Raw genomic sequence first — 20,768 nt, forward strand, 5'->3', positions numbered from 1 at the left:
GTTTAATTCTTTGATTTTGAACACATTAATTATATTAAACAGAAAACCATAAATCAATTAATTCCTTTCAAATCAACCACATTTCAACCTTTTCACAAAAATCCAATTTTACGGATAAAACAATTGCAAAATATCAGAATAAAGCTCCGTATATTTTATTAACACATTGATCTATATATCAAATTTTTAAAGAACTTTTTATGCTGAACTAATTCAGCAACGGATCGCAACTGGTAACAGTTGCATATCCTTTAATTTATGAGGATCCTAGAATAAATTTCTTAAGATCCTAGGTATGTTTAAATTAATTCTCCACATAATATGCGACAAAGATAATTGTAATTTTGTGTGACAAATATAATTTCATAACATCTATATTTTGCGACAAACTAAATTACCTATGTACATTATGTTTCAAAAATCAGAAAAGCAGGATTAAGAAATAGAAAAATAGATGAGAGCTAGGATGCTTCAAAAACTATAGTATCTGTTACTTTCCAAAATGAAGTTTTTTTCTCTAATTAAATGATATGGTTTCTTTAATACAATTCTTATTAGTTTTTATTTCAAATAGAAAATTACCAGAGCAGAGAAAATTTAAAATGAGTTCCCCAAAATAAGAAACAATAACTCTTTCACTTACAGAGAATGACTATAACTTGATTTACACAGCATTATTACATTGCCGAGATACTTCTAGGAAAAATGCTGCATACGAAGAATCAAAAGCAATAAGAGAGAGTTATTTAGACAAGCAAGACCAATTCTGGAAGGTAATTGAAAAAATAGAAAGGCAAGCATGTAAATAACATGTATTAAACATGTTAATAACGTGTTTAATACAAAAAAAGCCTCTTTGGAAGGGCTTTTTTTGCTTTAATTAGCATGTAATTTAATACTCTGAGACACCTTCCAATACATCAAGAAGAAAACCTTTAGGATTATCGTCAATTACGTTTATAGTTTTTAGAGGGTATTCTTGATTAACGTCTGTAACCCTGAATACGCTTACTTCCTCTTTTTTTTCATCAAATCGTATCGAAATATAATAAGTAATCGCAAAAATGTCGTTTAGTCTTTCAGTTATCAACTTACACTCTGAAATCTCTCTTTCGTTCATCATATAAAATTCGCCTCCATCTTATAATTTAGTTATAGCACGTAAATAACATGCATTAAACATGTTTTTTTACAGTTAATAACATGTTTTATAGTTTTTGGAATAATGCTAAAGACAAAATAGAAAAAAAGCTCCTTACAAACTATAATTTGGGTAGTAAAAGATTTGGGAGTAAAATGCAGAAGATTGAATACTACCTGTTTAGTGGTGAGGAAATTTGCTATCTGCGGGAAAAAATGGGATTAACTAAAGATACTTTAGCGAACCATCTAAATATACCTGTATCACGTCTTATTCGTCTTGAATCTGGAAAGCAAGAAATCTCTCCTGGACAATCTAAAGTCTTTGTTTCAGTTCTCAAAGAGCATTTTAACTATAATATTCGCATTCATTGTTCACTTGATACTTTTCTAAAGGTCGTATTAAAGAAAGGTAACTCAAAAACACTATCTGCGCCCTGTTCCAAACCATGAGAGTAAATCTGAAATTTTTACAAAAGCATAAGATGGGAGGACAACAGTACTGAGTTATAAAGCAGATTACAATATTTGATAATTAACAAAAGGAACTATAAATGAATAAGATCAAAACATTAGTAAAACAGTTCAAGTACAAATTACTAAGTGTAGTTGCAGTTGCGACTTGTGCAGCTTTATTAACAGGCTGTGCAACCAGAGTTGAATCATACGACAAAGGAGTAGAAGCTGAAAAGGTAAATTTATACGCAAAATCTCTTCCAAAACCACCAAAAGGCTATGCTGGTTTATACTTTATTCGTGAAGTTTTAGTACAAGGTGCAAATTTAAACAAAGATCTGTATGTCGACGGACAGTTTGTCGGTGAAACCTATGTAGGGCGATTCTTTTACAGATTAGTAAAACCTGGTACTCACTTACTGCAGACAGAATCATCAATTGGAGTTAACAATTTAGTTGGTGAATTTAAAGAGGGAGAGAATTACTTCTACCAGCAGGAAATCGTTTATAGACCAATGGTTCAAGGAGCAAGATTAGTTAAGATTTCAGAAAATGATGCATTTAAACTTCTTATGAATGCTGTAAGAGCAAAAGATCAAGACGATAGGACACGTGATTTAGCTGACGCAGATTATTCAGAAGGAAAAGGCTCAATTCCTGCACCTCTAACAGGAGATGATGCTGAAGCTTGGCAGCGTTTAGGCAATAAGGCACAAGAAGTTTTAAAGACGATGGAATAGCTAAAATCCCCGAATGGGGATTTTTTTTGGGGGACTCTTAGCCTGTCATTCCTTTCCTGTTACGACAAAGTGAATGGATTTAACAAAAAAATTAATCCGCCTGAATGCAAGAAAAATCTTTTAGTAGGGCGCTTTGCCTTTTTAGAGTTGATAAGTTTTGGTCGACATCTTTCTTTGTGAATAACTGATTCCCTTTTGAATCGGTAATGCCAACGTCAAGGTTAATGTAATGACATTGCAGGTATTCATAGCAGAACATTGTTGCTTCTGCGTCTCCTAGCGAATTATGAAATCGACGTGCTTTTTTTTGTGGTTCATAGTTACAATATTCAGCACATTTCTCAAGAGTTAGAAGTTTATACCAGTCAGACTGCTCTTTTTGGACGTACATATAGATTTTGAATAATAACTGTACGTCAATAATTTTCTTGCCTTCTTCGATAAAGATTTTATTTTGATTAAGCCATTGAATGTCGTTCTTGATTGCAAAACCAATAATAATATCAGCACTGTTTAAGTATTTTTGAATTGATTCCCTATAGTTATATAGTGGAGGTCTGTCTTTTATCTTATCGAACGTTATCCTATTAAGTTTTGAAGTTCTTTTTAACTGTTTCTTTAAGAATTTTTCTGTAAATTTCTTTGGTCGGGTATAAATATTAAAAAGAGATTTCCTATTCTCGTTTATCATTGAAAATTGGATTACATCAGTAAGTCTACCGTATCCAGTTGCTTCTATATCTAATGAAACAACTTTATTGTTGTAGTCAATTTCTTTTTTCTTCCACATAATTAAGCATTCTTTCTTATAAAATTTTGGATGAAGGAATATTTACTGTAATTATCTTATGCGGTAATGGCAGGGTGTCCTGCCATTTTACTAACAACAATTGATACAAAACTTTTGTTTGAAAAGGCTTTTCCACTCTTCTTCGGTGCGCTGTGTATTATTTACTACGAGCGCATGATTATTTGCGATACAAAAACATATTTTTACTGGTTTAAATCTTCTGAATACTCCCGATTGTTTAACTACAGGACTATAGTGATTTGAGGCGTATATTGAACTGTATGTGAATTCAGAGTCATCCTTATAAAGTACAAAAATATATACGTCATGTAGATTTTCCCTTGCTACTCCATAATCACAGCTCAAGACATCGGAAATAAAAGAAGAAATTATTGATTTGCTTTTTTCAATGATCTTCATGTTTAATTTTCCGTTCTAGGCGTTCTTACTACTTCATAGTCGATGTAAACAAAATCTTTTTCATCCCTGATATATAAAACATCGCCTAACGATGCATCTGGAATAATTTGTTTAAGTTTATCTTCACATTTCTCTATTGCGTCACTAAATGCATTTTTGTTATGGCTGAATAATGAAGGATGAGCTCTACAGGTTATTACAAGTTTATCTGCCCTATATCTCTGGCTTTCAGTTGTAGCTATTTCTTTTTTCTTTTCTTCTGCTTTTTTATGATTAGCGGCCATGGCGGCTGCTCCTACAGCTACAATTGCAGAGCCAGTCGCAGCAAAAGTTTTTGTATTTATGAACATAAAACAAAGAAGAATTGTTGCTAGTTTCTTCATTTAATTTCATCCTTATATCTAGTAGAGTTTATTCCAAGTCTCTTGGATTTTCTTGTTTATCTCTTCATATTTTACTTTATATTCATTGAGATGTTCTGGATTAATACCGTTAAGCAGTTTTCTAAATGGCTCTGTGAGTTGGTATTCATAAATAAAATATCCCCATAGACGAAGTGCGTAGAATTTTTCTTTGAAATAATCATGTCTGTTATATACTGCTGCAACTTGTGTTTGTCCGTGAAGTGAATGAGAAATAACTTCTTCTCTTATTTCATATGGGATTCCAAATCCTGTTAGCCACGTAATACATGATGTTCGCATTCCGTGCATTGTAATTGATGTATTTGCTGCAACATATGTTTGGATTGAAGGAAGATGCACTGGTTTTAATAAAGATCTTTCTGCTGAGAAAACATAAGGACCGAGGCAGCCGTTTTCTTCACAGTATTTTCTCCAATTAGTTAATACTGCCATTGAAAAAATAGTAAGAGGAACATCGAAAGGACGCCCCATTTTCATATAGAATCCAGGTATATGAACCACTCTTTTTTCAAAATCTATCCATTCCCATTTACAATTTGATATTGATCCAACTCTTAATGCAGTGAATGCTAAGAGTAACCAAAAATACATGTACTTAATTTTTTTTTGATTTTCTAATTTAATAAAAAACTCATTCTTTAGATTCTCAGCTTTTGCCCATGCAAAACTTTCTACTTTTGGCCTACTATATTTTATGGAAAGTTCACTTGTGGATTTAAGCATGTTCTTGCAGTGATTTTTTTTAATTAGTCCTTCAACTTCAGCGCAATCTAAACACTCGTTAAGTATTTGAATAGCTCGATGCTTGGGATAATCTGTTACATCATCTTGTGCTGACAGTATCTGGTCTACCAGTTTTGGCGTAATTTCATCTAATGGATATTCATTTAAAGCTTCTAGGATTTTTAGTGAACTGCAGACTGCTCGATACCACTTATTGTTTTTATGTCCTTTTTCTTTGTTAGGATTTGCTTTCTTAGTTTCTTTCCATCTATCGGAGTATTCTCCAAAAGTACATGATTTAGTTTTACTTTGTTTTGTTTTATTTTGAGGTAGAATACCTGCCATTTCTTTTGCGCGGGCTCGTGCTTCAGCAAGTGTCATGTCTGGATAATATCCTATAGATACTCTCCTATCTTTATTGTTGATTTTCATTCGCACAGCGAATGTCCATTTTTTTTTGTATATAACGCAATACAAAGAGCCATTTAGACTTATTACAGTCTTCTTTCCGGATTTGACCGCTTGGGCTATTTTGGCGTCCAACTCTTTTGCTGATACTAAATTGTTATAAAGCATCTTGAACTCCATATGATTGTTGATTTGCAATCATTCGGCAGATATTTTTTTGTCTTGGGTTTAAGGAATGAAATGAAAATATCTGCTTCATTTCTTCGTCTGTTTTTCCTAGTCTCTGTGCTTCTTTTATTTCTGCAAAAGCTTTTCTTCCATTCTCATATATTTGTTGCGGTGATATTCCTTGTGTGGTTGCGTTATTTAAATTTTCTAATACAATTTCATGTAATTCTTGATTACCTATTTTTTTATTTCTAAAGGCTTTCTCGGCTGCTTTTTTTATTTCAGTAAATGAAAATTGATGTGAAGAGTTATCTTTCTTTTTCTTGAATATGGATTCATTTGAAAATAGAAAATTGAGTCTTTCTATTTTTTTTCTTTTTGCAAAAATCGGATCTTTATTTAGTTCAATTTCACTTTGATAATATATTTCTTCAATGAAATATGCATATGCTCTTTGTGCTTGTCTGAGTTCTCCTAAATACTTTCTTCCTTTTTCAAATATTCTTATGCAATTACCTGTTTTTTGATTTATCTTCTTTTCTACATATTTATTAAATTCCTCTGTTATCGTTACTACGCATTTGTTTCCCTTTTCTAATTTAAATTTAATAATATGCTTCTCTTTTCTGTTCTTTTTTAGATAGGAATTCATATTTTTGCTTTTAATATTTGGAAAGGAAAAATCAATTGCGTTAATTAGATGTAATACCTTATAAAAGTTCTTAGAACATTTATTTTTATTTGTTTGTGTTTCTTCTCCTCTATAAAGCATTTTTGCGTACTCTTTACAATCGATAATGAAAGAGCAGCTTTTCCCTTTTAGATTTTTTTCTTTTTTTAAGGAGCCTTCGATGAGGGTTAAAAGTGGAGCAATATCAAACAAGGCTGCTATAGAATATTTTATATTTTGTTTTTTTAATTCAATTGCTAGATTTGCTGGGTAATCTAATCTAATTAGAGAAAACTTGTATGGTGCTGGTGGTAAAATCAACAAATTTGCGTTAGTAATCTCTTTATTCTTTTCTTTGTTTGCTATAATACGAGTCATAGATTTCTGAAGCTCTTAATTGCATTCCTTCCAATAATTGCAATTAAGAGCTTTCTCCTTTTATTTCTATTTATTGCATTTCTTTAGATAAAGGGTTTTCGATTCGATGGCTTTTCGCCCAATCTAATATTTCTTCTGTCATCCAAACTGGTCTTCTAGCGAGACATATTGCCTTAGGGAAAGAGGTTGTTTTTTTCCATTTCTCCAAAGTTGGTCTTGTTATCTCAAAAAGTTTCATTATTTCTGTCGAATTGACGAATATTTTTTCATTAACGATCAATACAGGTGTCAGTTCTTCTTTTTTTGGCATTCTGAATAATCCTCTTCTATATTAAAAATGTAATATAACTGTAACTGTGTAATTAATAATACATACAAAGTTAAAACTATGCAATACATTGTATAAATAATATAAATATATTGTTTAAATTATATAAGAAGAAATGGATTAACTTGTTGAATATAAAGCAGAAAACAATATAACTATTTGTTTACAGATGATAGAAGATTGAAGTGAACAAAATTGATGTAATATATAACTATATACAATGTATATAGAATATATATATAAAGTGAAAATTAGTGTTTAATGCTGTAGTGAATATAGGGGATGTTGAGTATGAATTTTAATGAAAGCATTTTTTTGTGCGATTATCTTAAAACATATTTTCCAGACCTTTCTGTTGATGATGATGAGTCTTTATTTGAAGAGGCTTATTTATGGGCATTAAAACTAAATCACAAGCATTTTAGAAAAAAACTCAAAGAGTATCGAGAGAATTGTGGTTATTCTCAAACTAGCATTTCAAAAGCATTAAACGTTACACAAGCTACATATTCTTCATGGGAGACTGGTAAACATATACCAAAAGTTGAATTTATAAAAAAATTAACAGATCTTTTGAATTTGCAAGATCCTGTTCAATTTATCGTTTCCGCCATCAATAAGCCTTTTGGTTCTAAGTCTGTTCCCGTTTTACCTCCTAATTTTTTTGTTGGTTTAAAACCTGAAATTATAAATACAGAATTAGAAAAATATTTATCTGAGACAAGCTGTATAGAGACTTTTAGAATTTTAGAATCAGAAAAATATGATTTTGCATTTAAGGTTACCGATACACTAATGGAAGGAACCCAGAAAAAAATTACTAAAGATAGTTATCTTCTTTGTAGCTTTTGTTCTCCTCAAGGTTTAACTAAATACCAACTTTTAAAGTTTGTTAGCGGTATGGTGGCTATAGTTAGTTGCAAAGGAAATAGCGCAATTATAAGAGAAGTCCAATTCTCTGAAAAAGAGGAAATAGTCTCTCTTCTTATATGGAATACAAGAATAAATCCAGAATTAGGTATTTTTTTAGGAGATGATGCTGGAAATAACTATAGTAAAAAACCTATTAAGATTCGAGAAAACTATTCTCCAGATGAAATCGAAATATTAGGTATTGCTGTTTCTGGTTATTATAGTATACAAACTTTATAAAATTTTACTTGTGGGAAAGCTGTTGAAAAAAAACTAAAACTGGAGAAAGTTTTACCAAAACGGGAGAAAGTCATACCAAAACGGGAGAAAGTTATACTATAACGAGGAAAAGTTCTTTTTAGGATAAAGAAAAAAACTGATGAATATTTGTGATTATTTTTATATTTCTCAATAGTAGTTTTTGTTTAGGAGTAGTTAGATATTGTTACTTTTTGTTACTCAAAAAAAAATATCAGACTGATTTTAAAAATAAAAATAGTAAAAAACTGTGTTTCCTTCGCACCACAAATCTCATTTCTTGAAATTTTCTCCCCAACCAAAATGCCAGAAAATACTTTTCTATCTATTTGTTTTTCAAATAATTTGTCTAATTATTCAAAATTTTAACTTTGTGGCATTTTTAGCTAAGCAACGCCAAAATTCACCATCAAACGTGAATTGAAATTTGGTGAATTTGGTGAGTAGCGTTTTGGAGAATATTCCCCAAAATATTTTGTTTTTGAAAAGAACTCTGCGTATAGAGATCTTATAGAGATCTTCTATTTATATAGAGTTACTTTTATGTGGAAAAAATAATGTGGATAAATAAGGCATTTTCGATGGAAGTACCAGTAGTTTAATTACTTATTGTTAATATCGCTAAGAAACTACTAGAGAGTTTTCTCGCTGATGATATTCTCACTTTAACCGAATGTTAAATACCTGATTTTCAACAATCATTTTTGCATCTCTTCCATTTGAAATTATTGTGACTTGGGGCATAAAAGAATATGTGTAATCGTAGTCTTCACATGTTACTGCATATTGGTAGTCAATAATTATTTTTCTTCCAAATTCACATCCTTCAAATGCACCGTTTTTATTAAATTTTCCGTTTGGACGAAGGCTATCGTCTACAAATCCAGTGATAGTCCCTGAATAAACAATGCTATACCCTACATACTTAGATAGATCAGAGCTTCGAGCATATGATGTGCTACTTAAGAACAAAAATGTTAAAGAAATAAAACATAGTAAGTATTTCATAATAATTCCAAGTTATAACTTGAATCTATTTCGTTAAATAAAATATAAAAAAACTCCTCTTTTAGGTCATCAAGTTATTTTGTTAATGTGACATCATATTGTTTTTCTTTCAAAATCTTATCGTCGTTGTCATATTCCTTTACCATATATTTCAGCACTTGCTGAACTTCTGAAGATTGTGCTGTTTTAAAGAAATCTTTAATTAAAGCTATATAATCCTCATATGATACGGAAGAACTTATACTTGAAGATACTTCATAAAATTGTTTACTATCATCAAAACGTTTAGTAAATGTAAAGAGGCCATATTTGACGTTATTCTCAATGTGGCGTTGAAGAAATAATTCACATCCAGAGCCTTTTCTTGTCTTTATAAAATAAGGAGCTTTATAAAAACCGCTTGTAGGATCTTTTTTGTAGAAATCTACAACGCTATCGCAACCAATCTCTCCTTCTCTCTTTGCATCATAAGTTTGAATCGATACAGTGATTGATTTACCTGGTGCTTGGGCTATTAGGGCATTTATATCTTCATTATCAATTGCAATAAATCCTTTTGGAATTACGAGTCTGTATTTATCGTTTTTTACGATGTCGCCCTGTTCATAAAGTTTTTGAAAGGGTTTAATCTCTTTTTTCATTTGTTCTTTTACAAAATCGTAATATCCTTCGTCATTGCTGGAATTTTCCTTTGTTGTATCATTCCTATGTAGTAAAGAATATATATATGAGCATCCAGATAATGAGCTTAGGCTTAAAAGAATAATAATATTTGTAACAATTTCTTTCATACCAAACCTTCCCAACAGCGGGTGTTTAATTGCTCTTAACAAGAGAGTGAACAAAGGTTGCAGAGTTTATTAGCGATGCTGGAGAAGGATACTTTCCTACACTTACAGCTAAGGCAATATTAAATATACTAATTGCTCCAGACTCTAGCTGTTTTATTGTTCTTTCATCCTCCAATAGCTTTCTTTGATATTGCAATCGGTCTTCTATTAGTTTTGCTTGTTCATAGTTCTTAGCTTTTGTTAAGAGCTGCTCATTTGTAGCAAGTGTTTCTTTAATTTTATCTAAGTATAGAGAAGAATAATTGCTTCCAAAATTACAGATAGTTGTTTTGGTTTTAGCGTAGTTGACAAGTTTTCCTTTTTCACAATGATTGTAATGGTATGAATTTCTTAAAGGCAGAAGCTTTGTGTATACTCCTTGTATAGTGTTCTTTTCATAATAAGACTGGTTATACAGGTCAAACAATTCTTGAATATATTTTTCGGATACAAATTTTTCTTCTGGTAGACCTGACTCTCCTATTACAAACGAACCATAGGTAAAGTTTTCAAATATTTGGATATCTATATTAGCAGTTGGACTACTACTTTTTCCTACTAAGAATTGTAATTGAATATCGTTTGGAGATGTTAAAGGTATATACGTATTATCATTGAAAACGTATTCAACTCCGTCTTCTATTATTTGACTACTATATGAAGCTGAAAATGGCGATGATACATAATTGAAGATTCTTGCATTTTTATCAAAACTATGAAGAATATTTTTTATAGAGAACTCAGGAAAAGGTGTAATTATCTGCTTAACGGACAAAAGTTTATCGTTTGTTTTATCATGTGAGGAATAGTGAACCCTACTATTTACGAAATCATAGGAAATGGTATCAGCATAACGGTCATCCTCTGTTCCTTGTAAGCTTGTAATACTTTCAAAATGAATTGATTCGCCTAAAGTGACCAGTCTTCCTTCTCCCGTGGCAAAACCGTTTTTACAATTTCCATCCCAATAAAAAGATGTTTGTTTGTTTAGTCCTTGTCTTGACGTCTCTGTGTAGACTAAATCCCATAATAGTGACGTAGGTAAATAAATACGACATTTATTATTTGCTAGTGGATAAGAATTGGTATTTGCTGATTTTATCCAATTTAATATTCCCTTTGCGGTATAATTTTTTTCAATTTTAGCAACATAAGCTTGAGTCTGTTCATACGATAGACTATCTATTTTCTTCTTTGTATTGAGTTGCTGTCTCGAGTTATTTTGAAAATACGGCGCCATTAAATCCGATATCTGAGAACAAGCGGATAAAGCGGTTAATAATGAAATACAAAGGCAAGTCAAAACAAAATCTTTTTTTTTCATTTTAATTTAATCTCACGTTATATTCTTTTTTCTTTAGAATCTTTTCCCCTTTTGCATATTCTTTATTCATATGTTTTAAGATAAGTTGAACTTCAGGAGAATAGGTGTTCTTGAAGAATTCAGTGATGAATAAAATATAATTTTCATAAGATGCAGGATATTGTAGTGTTGCTGAAACTTCGTACATGTGCATACTGTCAAACTGTTCCGTAAATGAGTAACTAACATACTGTAGTCCGTCGTTCTTCGTATAGTGAAGAAACAACTCACATCCTGAACCAGTACTGGTTTTTACAAAGTATGGTTTTTTTAAAAATTTAACCTCTGGGTTATTTTTCTGATATTCAACAACGCTGTCACATCCAATTTCAGGACCTCTCTTCCCTTGGTACTTTTGGATAGATACAAGAGCCATTCCATCTAATGAGTGAGCTGTCATTAAATCACCATCAGAAGAGGTACCTTCATGAACAACTATATCCACTGCAGAGAAATTGGTTGGAACCATGAATCGATAATTATCATTGGCTACAATTTCTCCTTCCGCATAGTACTTTTGGTATTTATTTAGAGACTTAGTCATACTCTCTTTTTCAAATTTAGCATATCCCTGATTTAATGTATTTTGATCTGTGTTCTGCGAACTAGCATCTTTATTAAATATTGAATCTATATATGTACAGGCAGGTAAAGTACATACAGATAACAGTACCAAGACAGAGAAAATTTTAGTCATACATAATCCCACAATCTGCAAAAACATTAAATTACAAATAAATACACTAGAGAGTATAGAAAAGAATTAAAAAAAAAATTGTACTGATTTCAAATATCCAAGATCTAAAAAAAGTTACTCACAAACCTTTTGCAGATTTGCTCCAGCTTTTTTTAGATGATGTATAAGCTCTGTTGCGTTTTTCGCTGTAAAAAACTCCCCACCAGTATTTTTAGATATACAAGAGATGTCATAATTACTGCCAATCATTATTGTGTGAATTTTTAATTTTGGTTGCCTTTTATGTATCTCTTTAGATACTTCGCAATGTGAGTTGAAAATATCCTTAATTTCATAGCATAGTTTTCTGTTTGTAATGATTGTGCATCCCTTTGCGCTTTCTTTTCCTAAAGCGCAAGCATTATTTGGAACCTTCATTTGTTTGCAGAAATTATCATTTTCTGTATCCTGACAGACATCTTTAAGATTTAAATCTGGATTATTGGTAAGTATGCAAGATGAAATAATCGGATTAGTTTGAAAATGATTTGCGAATTCGCAAGAATCCTCTCCATCTGTAATGATTATTCCAATGGCTTCAGAATTAACTCCATCCATATTTGATGATAATTTTCTCAATGCATCAACTAGAGGAGTTCCTCCTGTTTGAGGAGGGGTAAGATTTTCAATAGAGTTTATGAGGTTATTTCTTTTTGCAAAAGGAAATTCTCCTATGTACTTCGCCTTTGGACAGCCGTTTACATCTATAAGACCAACCGTTATTTTGGGATCTAGAGTTCGTATTAACTCTTTTGCTGCGGCTTTTGCCAAAGTAATTCTATTTGATGTCCCATAGCTCTCAATCATTGATGATGATGAATCTATAATCAATTCAAACTGTGGTTTATTGTTTTCTGCTGTTATCAGTATGCATTTTTCTTCTGAATCGTCTAGGTACTTGTATAATCCCAAAAATATCAAGAGTAGCAAAGGAAGAATTGGAAAAAATGGTTTAAGATTTAGCCTTTCTTTTATTACACTAGTCGTTATTGGCTTAGGTATAGGTGGAGGAACAATTACCGGTTTTTTTGTTTCATCTACTAAAGGCACAGAAACGATATTTCTCTTTTCAAAAATATATTTCTTGTCTAGTGATTTGAGAATACGAATTAACGTTTCCCTAGTAGAATTTAATGATTGATCATTTAATTTTGTATTACTTTGTAGAAAACTCAGAATTTCACTTAAATCTTTATCGTATTGTTTTAATTCTTTATTGTAGATGAATGAATTTTGCTCTGAAATGTAGTCAAAGTTTCCTGTAACTGAAGTTACAAAATTTACGTAATCTTCATCGATTATAGGTTGAGCAAATACCGTATAAGTGTTGATGTTTAACTGATATAGAAGTTCTTTTTGCCACTTTTTTGAAACAAAAGAAAATGACATTAAATCATCACTTACTCCGGTTTTATAAACTCTAACTATTCGTAACATAATTTATTTACTGTTGATTAGTATCGTTTTTGTTTGTAGCAAAGCATAAGTAGATCATAAAAACAAAACCAACCAGCGGAATTACAATAAGCCATGCTAAATATGTGTTTTTCCCACAATCTCTTAAACGTCTTGCCATACAAAAATATGCAAATAAAAATGTTACTAGAACTCCAATTAAAAACACAAAAGAAGCTATTAGGTAAGAAGAATCTGACGCATAGGGACTCTCTAAAAGACTAACTGCCGAGTTAGATGCAAATTGATAAAAAAAACTCCAAATAAAGAAAAGAACAGCAAAAACCGAGTATTTTCCTCTTTTCATTACTTTATTATTCATTTTATTTACCTCAATACTATTCCTAACCTAAGTATAGATTGAAATCCACATGATGTTAGATCGGTTCCTTTCATAACAAATACAATGGAACTTTTCTGAGGTTCGAAAAAAGGTTCTATTTTGTTTTTAGGTTCTGATCTAAGTTATATCCAGAATATCGGATAGTTAGATAATCAATGAAATTTATATGAAGTATCAATGAGATAAGATTTTCTCACCAGTGTTGAGAAAATTCAGTAACAAACTAAAACAAGCTAATAAATCAAATATTAATGAGATTTCCTAACAAAATCTTATGAATTTATACTAAGATTCAATAAGATAAGAAATTGTCACCAGTGGTGACAATTTTGTGGATGGCTCTTTCAATCTAAAAATCTCATTTACTATAAGAAGTTAATTGGTAAAAAATAAACTTGGTCATGACCAATTTTTTTGCAAAACTCAATATACAAAATGACTAGTGCAGGATAGGCACTTTCTCCCAAAATGCAACGCATGGTCGAAAATGCCGATCCTGCTCTCCGAGTGCAAAATCATTAAAATTGATTTTGATAAACACATAAACTTAATAGTTTATGTCGCAAGCAGTGCTTGCAGTTTGAAAAGAATCTTTCTTTAGATGATTAATGTTATTGCGATAAAAGCAGTAAGCTATTTACCGTAAATAACATGTTATTTTCTTGTTGTTTACCTGTTATTAACATGTTTTTAACCGTTTATTACATGTTTTTAACGGTAAAAAAATGACGCAGCTGCGCCATTTATAATTTAGGAGGTGAATTTTTGGGATTAATGGGGCTCCAGTACAAGTTTCAGTAGCATGTTTTGCTCCGAAACCTGCATATCTTCTGCCTTACGATTGATTTTAAGATCACTAATGCTCTCACAGTAAAAGTTCTCAATCTTCCAGAGAGTTCTATAAGCTTCAGTTAAATAAAGCATTCTGTTGTTAGAGAAGTTCTCAATGACCCTGAAGATGAAATTGGTGATCTTGCTGATCTCATCATCACGAAATCCCTTTGCTTTTAGTAGTCTTTTGAACTCTAAGCTTCTTACCAGAAGTTGATCTTCATATTGATGATGATTGATGTATGCAAAGGTCTCAATCATTTCTGCAGGACTGAATTTTCCTTGTGAAAACTGAATCTTTCTAAGAAGGTTCAACTCTAGGTCACGTATCCATCTGGCGTGGCACTGTCTATTTGTTAGTTTGTCAGTTCGACGGTCAAACTCTTCCTGAGAGACCATTTCTCTTTGCAGAAATTCACTTCTTTTATCGAGAGCCATTTCATAAATTCTACTTACAGCAAGTTCAACAAATTGAGAAGAGCTCAATCCATACTGACGGGCCATGTACTCAAGATTCTCCTTGTTATCTTCAGTACTGTATAATTTCATCTGTATCTTCTTATCTGTTGATAGAGGCCGCCCAGCCTTGCCTCTTTCACGATGGGGGAATGCATCTGCTCCTAAAACTTCTTCGTATTCTTCTGTTTTTTTTAAATCTTCTGTAAATCTGTTCATTCTGAATATTCCTTAAGCCCTTATTGTTTTTGATTTATAAAGGACTTTGAAAATAAAATTTTTAAGGCTTGTGCTGCCGTTGCAATCAAGCTCGATATATTCTTAGATTTTGTTAACCGTAGAATCTTTCACCGGTGATTAAATCATGATGGTATCGACCTCTATTTATAAGCGCTATGACTTTTTTAGTATGGTCAAGTATTGCTCCTCTTAAATTTTCTGTTTTGTTAATAAGTCGATTTAAGAGTTCCTTGATAGTTTGTGCGTCATAGTCATTAAATCTTTTAATATCTATTGCATTAACCTTATGTGCAATCTGATTGAGGTTTACTCCTATCATACGGAGCTCTCCGTTTGATTTTTCTAAAGCATCAGTTTCATCAAGCGTATATTGTGGTTCATTAGCTGTAAAATATCGTATTAAAGCTCTGATAGCCTGAGTTTTTGATATTCCCATATGACCAGCAAATCTATCTAAGGCAGCAAGTTCATCTCTTCTGAGAATGACTTTGAATTCCTTTTTCTCTTCTGTTGAAAGGTAATCTGCTAAGGCTTTAAGATCTGATGCATCCCACTGCTGCAGTTTATGGGCTTCGATTGCATTTCTGATTAGAGCTGCAGCAAAGGTTGCAGGTCTAACTTGAAACTGTCTTGATAGCATTAACCATTCTTCATGATAAGTTCCTAGATTGAGAGATAATTGCTTTCTTTTCTTTTGTATTCTTTCCATAGTGAGCCTCTGACATTGCTTATTTGTTATGTCTTATTTTGAAATAGGATTAAGCAGTACTCTGTTTCTTCCTACATTGACCATATCCCATACGCACCTGGCGTGAAGCTCAACTTTATTGTACATATCCCTGCATTCTCGTCGAACACTGGTTATAAGACTCTTAATGTCATCGTAATAAACTTCATCCTTAGCTAGAGAATTGATTTTCTTTGCCATCTGGTTAAGATTTACAACGCACTTTCTCATATGGTGATTTGAGCGGTATACAGCTGAAATCTCGTCATAAGTGAAGTGAGGCTCATTTGCAACGAACTCTCTTATAATCATTACAAGGGCATCATGACGTTTTACCTCCATTGCTTGAGCAAATCTGTCCAAGGCGGCAATTTCGTCTGCTCTTAGTGAAACTCTCTGCTTAATAACCTTATCAGCCTCGGCATGAGATATTTTTTTCAGATCTGCTATGATTTTTGGGTTATTTAACTTCTCGCATATCATCACATCTAACAGAACTTCTCTGGCCATGGTTGAAGGTCTCTGCTTGTATTTTTTGCAGAAATTGATCCAGGCTTCATGCTGTTCACCAAGATCAATACTTAATCTATTTCTTGCCATAAAAACTCCTTAAATTCTGTCGAAAGAACCACGCTTCAGCGTGACCCAAATGGCTTCCATTTTGGGTGTTCCAAAAATTTATTTTTGCTCTCAGGGAGCAGGTGGCGCAGCGCAAATGGTTTCCATTTTGTGCACTAGCGCCTATCCTGCACTAGCCTTTTTGATCTCAAAAAATGTCAATTTTTATATCCTAGGATATAATTTGCTGGGGCATTATTATTTATATCCATGGATATAATTTTTTATGTCATTTTTTTTGATAAGCCTAAGTTAGACTACCTAGAATTAATGTTCTGATTTGAATAAAGCAACCTTGCTTAACTGATCTTCAAGATCACTTTTGCATTTGTTCAGAAAATCCTGAGCAGGAGGATCTATAAGATTTTTAAATTCATCCGGAAGCTGTGTATAAATGAAATAGTTCCACAATCTCATAACAGTGATTCTCTCTTTAAAGTAATCATATTTGTTATAGACTGCTACCAGAGAGGATTTAGCTTCATGCGACAGGGCATATTCAGCAATCATCTCTGGTACTCCAATTTTTGCCATCCATGTTCTTGCTGTTTTTCTTAGACCATGTAAAGTAACTTCCTTTTGAGTATTGTTGGTAACAGGATCCTGAACCTGAATTAGTCGTATTGGTTTTTGCAGGGAACTCTTTGCATAAAATACAAAAGGACTAATATTCTCTTCTCTGATGCAATGTATTTCCCATCTTTTCAGAAGGGATGCAACAAAATCAGAAAGCGGAACATCAAATTCACGATTCATTTTCATGTATTCAGCAGGAATATGTATGACTTTGTTATCGAAATCGAGCCAACTCCACCTTAATTCACTAGCAGAGCCCACTCTTAAGCTGGTCATTGCAACAAAGGTATAGAAAACCTTATGAATATAAGGCTCATTGGTAAGTTTGCTGAAGAATTTATCATTTAATAATTCTGCCTCAACCCAGGCATAGCCTTTTACTTTCGGTTTTCTGTATCTCTGAGCGATCAAGCCTTGACTGTTCAGCATGTTCTCACATGGATTTTTATCGATGATGCCATCAACCACAGCACTTCTGAGGCATTGATTTAATGCTTTGATTGCAATACGTTTTGCTCCGGTTGTTTTATCTGTCTTGGAAAGAACAGAATCAACAATCTTAGGATTTATAAGATCTAAAGGAGTTGAGTCTAGGCCTTTTAGAATCTTTAGCGATGCACGAAGATTATCGTGTCTTTTGTTATTTTTATGAGAGTTGTCATTGCTGTTCGGATCAACTTTAAAGAATGACAGCCACATTGATGAATATGAACCAAATGTTGGTTTTGAAGATTGCTGCAGCTGCTTTTCATTCTCATCTTTTGCTCTGGTTAACTCTATATTGGCTTTATCACGAGCTTCCTTTAAGGATAAATCAGGGAATCTGCCCAATAGTTTCTTGGTATCTAAGTTGGAGCACCTGATTCTTACGTAAAATGTACATAATCCTTTGGAGGATACTTCATTAAAGAGGTTTCCTCCGCAGTTAATGCTGGTCTTCTTATTTTTAGATAGTGCGGTTTCAATCTGTTTGATAAATTCTTTGTGTGTAATGATTTTTTTCATTTTTAGGCTCCTATAAGTTCATTTCCGGTATTAAAACTATCGAAGTCATCTCTTGCCGGATTGAAAGAAAAGCTTATAGAGCCGTATTCATCAAGATTTGAATAGTATTCGTTTGCGTCATTATCTCCTGTATCCTTATCAGTAGCTTCAGGTAAAAATTGAGAAGATGCATCAGTGGAATTACAAGGTACTGTATTATTTACAGACTCAATCTGATGTTCTTCTTTTTCATGGTTTTGTGATGCCATTATGTAGGTTGATAATTGTGAATTTCCGTACTTGTTCTGCTCTCTAATTGTCTTGTTAGATAATTCGTTGAAGAACAGATCGTCATACTTATATTCATCAAGAAGGTTCAGTGCTTTCTTCATGAAGGAACTGAAAGAAAAAATATGTTTGCTGTTTGGATTGTTAAACATATCTCTTATTCTGGATTTACATTCCTCAAAAGAAGATTTGAGTTTTAATGTCTTAGCGCTTAAAGCTGCCCCCTGCATATTCATTTTTCCTTGAAAATACAGTTTCTCTAAAAACAGCGCATATGCTCTCTCCTTTTTCTTCAGTACATCCAGTTTTTTTTGTGCGTATGGGTAAAGCCTTACTGAATATTGAGAGCACTTTTTTAGGAATGATGAGGCAAAACTAAAAAATTCTGGATAAATAGTAAGAACGCAAGGGGAATTCCTTTTTAACTTGAAATATAGAATTGCCTTATTACAATCTGAAACATATTCATTTATCAGAAGAAATATGTGTCTTAAATGTACTCTTGCAAGTTTGGTCCCTTGCTCTGTTGGTAAATATAAACTTCTTATAATCTGTTCTGTATTAAGTTTGACTATGAGGTTATCCTTGCTGTTATGCTCATATTTGTTAATACCTGCATAGATAAGTCTTAATACAACAGGAATGTCATATAGGTTTGGTACACTCAAACCGGACAGTTTTTTATCAACAGTTCTCAAGGTCTTTGAAATCTTTGCTGCTAACTCAAGATCAATCAGTTTGAACGAGTATTTTGGAAACGTAATTTTTAAGATTTTGTCTAATTTATCGTTATTATTTATAAGTATTTCATTTATAATAGTCATAACATTTCAAGCTTCCCGGTGCGCAATTTTCCAGAAGGGCATCGGGGAGTTTTCTCCTTTTTTCTAGTTTGTTTCTGTCAGTTTCCATAATGGGTTATTCTTATTGAAGCTATCAGCCCAACTTAATATCTCATCCCTCTTCCATAGCGGATGCTTTGTTAAATAAAGCTCTTCAGGAAAACCTTTAGATTTTTTCCATTTATTGAATGTTGCTCTGGTGATACCAAAGATCTTCATTATCTGAATGGTATTTAGGAAGATGTTTTCATTGAGAAGCTGTATTGGAGAAGTTGAAATTTTATCTGTTTTATTTGCCATTTTTTATACTCCTTTATAAGAAATTGTTTATAAATGTTTAAAAATATAAAATATGTAATTATGTTAGCTTATAAAATGCTTTAAATCAATAAAAATATAAGAATAATGTTTATATTGGAATATAAAAGGCTTATATATGCAAATTACAAACAATTAGAATATAATTAGAACAGGGATAATTTCTGATAAATATAAATATCGAGCTTATATGAACTTTAAAGATTCCGAATTGTTTGTCTCTAAGTTGTTAAAAGTAAGACCTAACACTAACTTTGATGATGAAGAGGATTTAGAGGCCGCTTTTTTCATTTGTATTCGTGATAATACTGATGAATTTAAGGAGCAATTACGCGCTGTAAGAAAGCAACACTCCAAGACACAAGCGGAGATTGCCAAGTTTTTGGGGGTTACTCAGGCTGCCTATTCTGGATGGGAATCTGGTTCAAGTTTTCCTAAATCTTCATCAATTAAAGAATTAGCTAAGTACTATAACGAAGATCCGTCTATATTTCTAAGCTTTATAAATGAGAATGATCTTGAACACACAGAATCTGTACCAATCCTGGTTAAAGATGATCTTGATTACTGTTCTCCTGCTCTGTTGAGCATGAAGCTGCACCAGATAAAGAAAAACTTTAATAAATCAGAAACTGATCTTGGGAACTCTATTCATAATAAGTTTTTTAAACCTGATTTTACTACTGGTCAATTCAAGAAGGTTCCTTCAAGCTCTGCTGTTGATTTTTTCTATATGGTTCCGGATGATTCTATGGAACCAACTGTAGTAAAAGGCAGTCTGGTATCTATTAGTCATGCTGTGTTTATGGGCGGTACTGATGAACAGAAGTTTTCTCGTGCCAATAACAAGGTGGTTTTATTAAGTATTAAAGATGGGCCTGTGATGCTTAGACGTGTGTTTTTTGAAGGTGATCTGGTTACTTTAACCGCTGCAAATCCAAACTATGCATCACGATCATTCCCGTTAGATACAAATGAAGGTGTTATAAGCTCAATTACTGACAAGGGAAGATTTTCCTCGTCTAATGACAATAAATCAATAATTCTTGCGAAGTCTATTACTCTTTTGGGAATAGCCAAAGAAATGATTGTAGATTTGTCCTAATAATCGTAAGCATCGGGGAAGTATTTCACTACACAACCGCCCATCATGTACTTGTGGCGATCCTGAGTCTTTCTGAGCTGCTCCTTCTCCTCACGCACTATCTTGGCAAGCTCCGCATTGGCTCGCTTCACCTTCTCCATTGCCTTCAGCTTTTTGGCTGAAATCTGTTGCTGTTCCATTTTGAAAATCTCCTTTCTTTTTTTTGCCGTTTCCGGCGATTTATGGATAAAAA

At 32.5% G+C, this 20,768-nt stretch carries 23 protein-coding genes; 4 read left to right on the forward strand and 19 right to left on the reverse strand.

What is annotated here, in order from left to right:
• Positions 1 to 892: 892 nt before the first annotated feature.
• On the reverse strand, positions 893 to 1,123 hold the full coding sequence (locus B5D46_RS08825; protein WP_078929143.1) for a hypothetical protein: 231 nt from the start codon (positions 1,121 to 1,123) through the stop codon (positions 893 to 895).
• Positions 1,124 to 1,296: 173 nt separating this feature from the next.
• On the opposite strand from B5D46_RS08825, the gene B5D46_RS08830 reads away from it, so the two are divergent.
• Positions 1,297 to 1,593: a helix-turn-helix domain-containing protein gene (locus B5D46_RS08830; RefSeq protein ID WP_159443073.1), complete on the forward strand. Its 297-nt coding sequence runs from the start codon at positions 1,297 to 1,299 to the stop codon at positions 1,591 to 1,593.
• Positions 1,594 to 1,694: 101 nt separating this feature from the next.
• Positions 1,695 to 2,336, forward strand: a complete 642-nt coding sequence (locus tag B5D46_RS08835; RefSeq protein ID WP_078929145.1) for a DUF2846 domain-containing protein — start codon at positions 1,695 to 1,697, stop codon at positions 2,334 to 2,336.
• 91 nt (positions 2,337 to 2,427) lie between these two features.
• Here the strand turns inward: B5D46_RS08835 and B5D46_RS08840 are convergent, their stop codons facing one another.
• The 5 genes from B5D46_RS08840 to B5D46_RS08865 form a co-directional block, all read right to left on the reverse strand.
• Positions 2,428 to 3,126 carry an exonuclease domain-containing protein gene (locus B5D46_RS08840; RefSeq protein WP_078929146.1) on the reverse strand — a complete coding sequence of 233 codons (699 nt, stop codon included), beginning with the start codon at positions 3,124 to 3,126 and terminating at the stop codon, positions 2,428 to 2,430.
• Positions 3,127 to 3,548: 422 nt separating this feature from the next.
• Positions 3,549 to 3,929, reverse strand: a complete 381-nt coding sequence (locus B5D46_RS08850; protein ID WP_078929148.1) for a hypothetical protein — start codon at positions 3,927 to 3,929, stop codon at positions 3,549 to 3,551.
• Positions 3,930 to 3,947: 18 nt separating this feature from the next.
• On the reverse strand, positions 3,948 to 5,270 hold the full coding sequence (locus B5D46_RS08855) for a tyrosine-type recombinase/integrase (RefSeq protein ID WP_159443074.1): 1,323 nt from the start codon (positions 5,268 to 5,270) through the stop codon (positions 3,948 to 3,950).
• The gene (locus tag B5D46_RS08860) at positions 5,260 to 6,318 is read right to left on the reverse strand and encodes a hypothetical protein (RefSeq protein ID WP_078929150.1); all 1,059 of its coding nucleotides are present in this window, start codon (positions 6,316 to 6,318) and stop codon (positions 5,260 to 5,262) included. Before B5D46_RS08860 ends, B5D46_RS08855 begins: the two co-directional genes overlap by 11 nt.
• Before the next feature lie 70 nt (positions 6,319 to 6,388).
• Entirely contained in the window at positions 6,389 to 6,628 is a 240-nt protein-coding gene (locus tag B5D46_RS08865; protein WP_078929151.1) for a helix-turn-helix transcriptional regulator, read from the reverse strand.
• A 309-nt stretch (positions 6,629 to 6,937) separates the two neighbouring features.
• On the opposite strand from B5D46_RS08865, the gene B5D46_RS08870 reads away from it, so the two are divergent.
• Positions 6,938 to 7,798 carry a helix-turn-helix transcriptional regulator gene (locus B5D46_RS08870; RefSeq protein ID WP_159443075.1) on the forward strand — a complete coding sequence of 287 codons (861 nt, stop codon included), beginning with the start codon at positions 6,938 to 6,940 and terminating at the stop codon, positions 7,796 to 7,798.
• 678 nt (positions 7,799 to 8,476) lie between these two features.
• Here B5D46_RS08870 and B5D46_RS08875 read toward each other — a convergent pair.
• The 12 genes from B5D46_RS08875 to B5D46_RS08930 form a co-directional block, all read right to left on the reverse strand.
• Positions 8,477 to 8,824, reverse strand: a complete 348-nt coding sequence (locus tag B5D46_RS08875) for a hypothetical protein (protein ID WP_078929153.1) — start codon at positions 8,822 to 8,824, stop codon at positions 8,477 to 8,479.
• 74 nt (positions 8,825 to 8,898) lie between these two features.
• Entirely contained in the window at positions 8,899 to 9,615 is a 717-nt protein-coding gene (locus B5D46_RS08880) for a hypothetical protein (RefSeq protein WP_078929154.1), read from the reverse strand.
• Between the two features lie 25 nt (positions 9,616 to 9,640).
• Entirely contained in the window at positions 9,641 to 10,978 is a 1,338-nt protein-coding gene (locus tag B5D46_RS08885) for a hypothetical protein (RefSeq protein WP_078929155.1), read from the reverse strand.
• A 1-nt stretch (position 10,979) separates the two neighbouring features.
• The gene (locus B5D46_RS08890; RefSeq protein WP_078929156.1) at positions 10,980 to 11,714 is read right to left on the reverse strand and encodes a hypothetical protein; all 735 of its coding nucleotides are present in this window, start codon (positions 11,712 to 11,714) and stop codon (positions 10,980 to 10,982) included.
• A 114-nt stretch (positions 11,715 to 11,828) separates the two neighbouring features.
• On the reverse strand, positions 11,829 to 13,190 hold the full coding sequence (locus B5D46_RS08895; protein WP_078929157.1) for a vWA domain-containing protein: 1,362 nt from the start codon (positions 13,188 to 13,190) through the stop codon (positions 11,829 to 11,831).
• A 7-nt stretch (positions 13,191 to 13,197) separates the two neighbouring features.
• Positions 13,198 to 13,530, reverse strand: a complete 333-nt coding sequence (locus B5D46_RS08900) for a DUF805 domain-containing protein (RefSeq protein WP_078929158.1) — start codon at positions 13,528 to 13,530, stop codon at positions 13,198 to 13,200.
• Between the two features lie 792 nt (positions 13,531 to 14,322).
• Positions 14,323 to 15,057, reverse strand: coding sequence for a hypothetical protein (locus B5D46_RS08905; protein WP_078929159.1), 735 nt, complete (start codon positions 15,055 to 15,057; stop codon positions 14,323 to 14,325).
• A 112-nt stretch (positions 15,058 to 15,169) separates the two neighbouring features.
• The gene (gene mobC, locus B5D46_RS08910; protein ID WP_078929160.1) at positions 15,170 to 15,787 is read right to left on the reverse strand and encodes a plasmid mobilization relaxosome protein MobC; all 618 of its coding nucleotides are present in this window, start codon (positions 15,785 to 15,787) and stop codon (positions 15,170 to 15,172) included.
• Positions 15,788 to 15,820: 33 nt separating this feature from the next.
• On the reverse strand, positions 15,821 to 16,405 hold the full coding sequence (locus B5D46_RS08915) for a hypothetical protein (RefSeq protein ID WP_078929161.1): 585 nt from the start codon (positions 16,403 to 16,405) through the stop codon (positions 15,821 to 15,823).
• A 285-nt stretch (positions 16,406 to 16,690) separates the two neighbouring features.
• Entirely contained in the window at positions 16,691 to 18,004 is a 1,314-nt protein-coding gene (locus B5D46_RS08920; RefSeq protein WP_078929162.1) for a tyrosine-type recombinase/integrase, read from the reverse strand.
• Between the two features lie 2 nt (positions 18,005 to 18,006).
• Positions 18,007 to 19,095 (reverse strand): hypothetical protein, encoded by a 1,089-nt coding sequence (locus tag B5D46_RS08925; protein WP_078929163.1) that lies wholly within the window; start codon positions 19,093 to 19,095, stop codon positions 18,007 to 18,009.
• Positions 19,096 to 19,158: 63 nt separating this feature from the next.
• Positions 19,159 to 19,413 carry a helix-turn-helix transcriptional regulator gene (locus B5D46_RS08930; protein WP_078929164.1) on the reverse strand — a complete coding sequence of 85 codons (255 nt, stop codon included), beginning with the start codon at positions 19,411 to 19,413 and terminating at the stop codon, positions 19,159 to 19,161.
• A 208-nt stretch (positions 19,414 to 19,621) separates the two neighbouring features.
• On the opposite strand from B5D46_RS08930, the gene B5D46_RS08935 reads away from it, so the two are divergent.
• Complete coding sequence (locus B5D46_RS08935) at positions 19,622 to 20,536, forward strand: helix-turn-helix domain-containing protein (RefSeq protein ID WP_078929165.1); 915 nt, start codon at positions 19,622 to 19,624, stop codon at positions 20,534 to 20,536.
• Here B5D46_RS08935 and B5D46_RS08940 read toward each other — a convergent pair.
• Positions 20,533 to 20,715 carry a hypothetical protein gene (locus B5D46_RS08940; protein WP_078929166.1) on the reverse strand — a complete coding sequence of 61 codons (183 nt, stop codon included), beginning with the start codon at positions 20,713 to 20,715 and terminating at the stop codon, positions 20,533 to 20,535. The genes B5D46_RS08935 and B5D46_RS08940 overlap by 4 nt on opposite strands.
• Positions 20,716 to 20,768: the final 53 nt, after the last annotated feature.

Source organism: Succinivibrio dextrinosolvens DSM 3072, from assembly GCF_900167015.1.
Lineage (GTDB): Bacteria > Pseudomonadota > Gammaproteobacteria > Enterobacterales > Succinivibrionaceae > Succinivibrio > Succinivibrio dextrinosolvens.

Bases quoted from the DNA above. Each gene is read 5' to 3' on its own strand.
- B5D46_RS08940 (WP_078929166.1), bottom strand. From the start codon at position 20,715: ATGGAACAGCAACAGATTTCAGCCAAAAAGCTGAAGGCAATGGAGAAG.
- B5D46_RS08935 (WP_078929165.1), top strand. From the start codon at position 19,622: ATGAACTTTAAAGATTCCGAATTGTTTGTCTCTAAGTTGTTAAAAGTA.
- B5D46_RS08850 (WP_078929148.1), bottom strand. From the start codon at position 3,929: ATGAAGAAACTAGCAACAATTCTTCTTTGTTTTATGTTCATAAATACA.
- B5D46_RS08825 (WP_078929143.1), bottom strand. From the start codon at position 1,123: ATGATGAACGAAAGAGAGATTTCAGAGTGTAAGTTGATAACTGAAAGA.
- B5D46_RS08900 (WP_078929158.1), bottom strand. From the start codon at position 13,530: ATGAATAATAAAGTAATGAAAAGAGGAAAATACTCGGTTTTTGCTGTT.
- B5D46_RS08875 (WP_078929153.1), bottom strand. From the start codon at position 8,824: ATGAAATACTTACTATGTTTTATTTCTTTAACATTTTTGTTCTTAAGT.
- B5D46_RS08870 (WP_159443075.1), top strand. From the start codon at position 6,938: ATGAATTTTAATGAAAGCATTTTTTTGTGCGATTATCTTAAAACATAT.
- B5D46_RS08925 (WP_078929163.1), bottom strand. From the start codon at position 19,095: ATGACTATTATAAATGAAATACTTATAAATAATAACGATAAATTAGAC.
- B5D46_RS08915 (WP_078929161.1), bottom strand. From the start codon at position 16,405: ATGGCAAGAAATAGATTAAGTATTGATCTTGGTGAACAGCATGAAGCC.
- B5D46_RS08880 (WP_078929154.1), bottom strand. From the start codon at position 9,615: ATGAAAGAAATTGTTACAAATATTATTATTCTTTTAAGCCTAAGCTCA.
- mobC (WP_078929160.1), bottom strand. From the start codon at position 15,787: ATGGAAAGAATACAAAAGAAAAGAAAGCAATTATCTCTCAATCTAGGA.
- B5D46_RS08895 (WP_078929157.1), bottom strand. From the start codon at position 13,190: ATGTTACGAATAGTTAGAGTTTATAAAACCGGAGTAAGTGATGATTTA.
- B5D46_RS08830 (WP_159443073.1), top strand. From the start codon at position 1,297: ATGCAGAAGATTGAATACTACCTGTTTAGTGGTGAGGAAATTTGCTAT.
- B5D46_RS08890 (WP_078929156.1), bottom strand. From the start codon at position 11,714: ATGACTAAAATTTTCTCTGTCTTGGTACTGTTATCTGTATGTACTTTA.
- B5D46_RS08885 (WP_078929155.1), bottom strand. From the start codon at position 10,978: ATGAAAAAAAAAGATTTTGTTTTGACTTGCCTTTGTATTTCATTATTA.
- B5D46_RS08855 (WP_159443074.1), bottom strand. From the start codon at position 5,270: ATGCTTTATAACAATTTAGTATCAGCAAAAGAGTTGGACGCCAAAATA.
- B5D46_RS08860 (WP_078929150.1), bottom strand. From the start codon at position 6,318: ATGACTCGTATTATAGCAAACAAAGAAAAGAATAAAGAGATTACTAAC.
- B5D46_RS08865 (WP_078929151.1), bottom strand. From the start codon at position 6,628: ATGCCAAAAAAAGAAGAACTGACACCTGTATTGATCGTTAATGAAAAA.
- B5D46_RS08905 (WP_078929159.1), bottom strand. From the start codon at position 15,057: ATGAACAGATTTACAGAAGATTTAAAAAAAACAGAAGAATACGAAGAA.
- B5D46_RS08840 (WP_078929146.1), bottom strand. From the start codon at position 3,126: ATGTGGAAGAAAAAAGAAATTGACTACAACAATAAAGTTGTTTCATTA.
- B5D46_RS08930 (WP_078929164.1), bottom strand. From the start codon at position 19,413: ATGGCAAATAAAACAGATAAAATTTCAACTTCTCCAATACAGCTTCTC.
- B5D46_RS08835 (WP_078929145.1), top strand. From the start codon at position 1,695: ATGAATAAGATCAAAACATTAGTAAAACAGTTCAAGTACAAATTACTA.
- B5D46_RS08920 (WP_078929162.1), bottom strand. From the start codon at position 18,004: ATGAAAAAAATCATTACACACAAAGAATTTATCAAACAGATTGAAACC.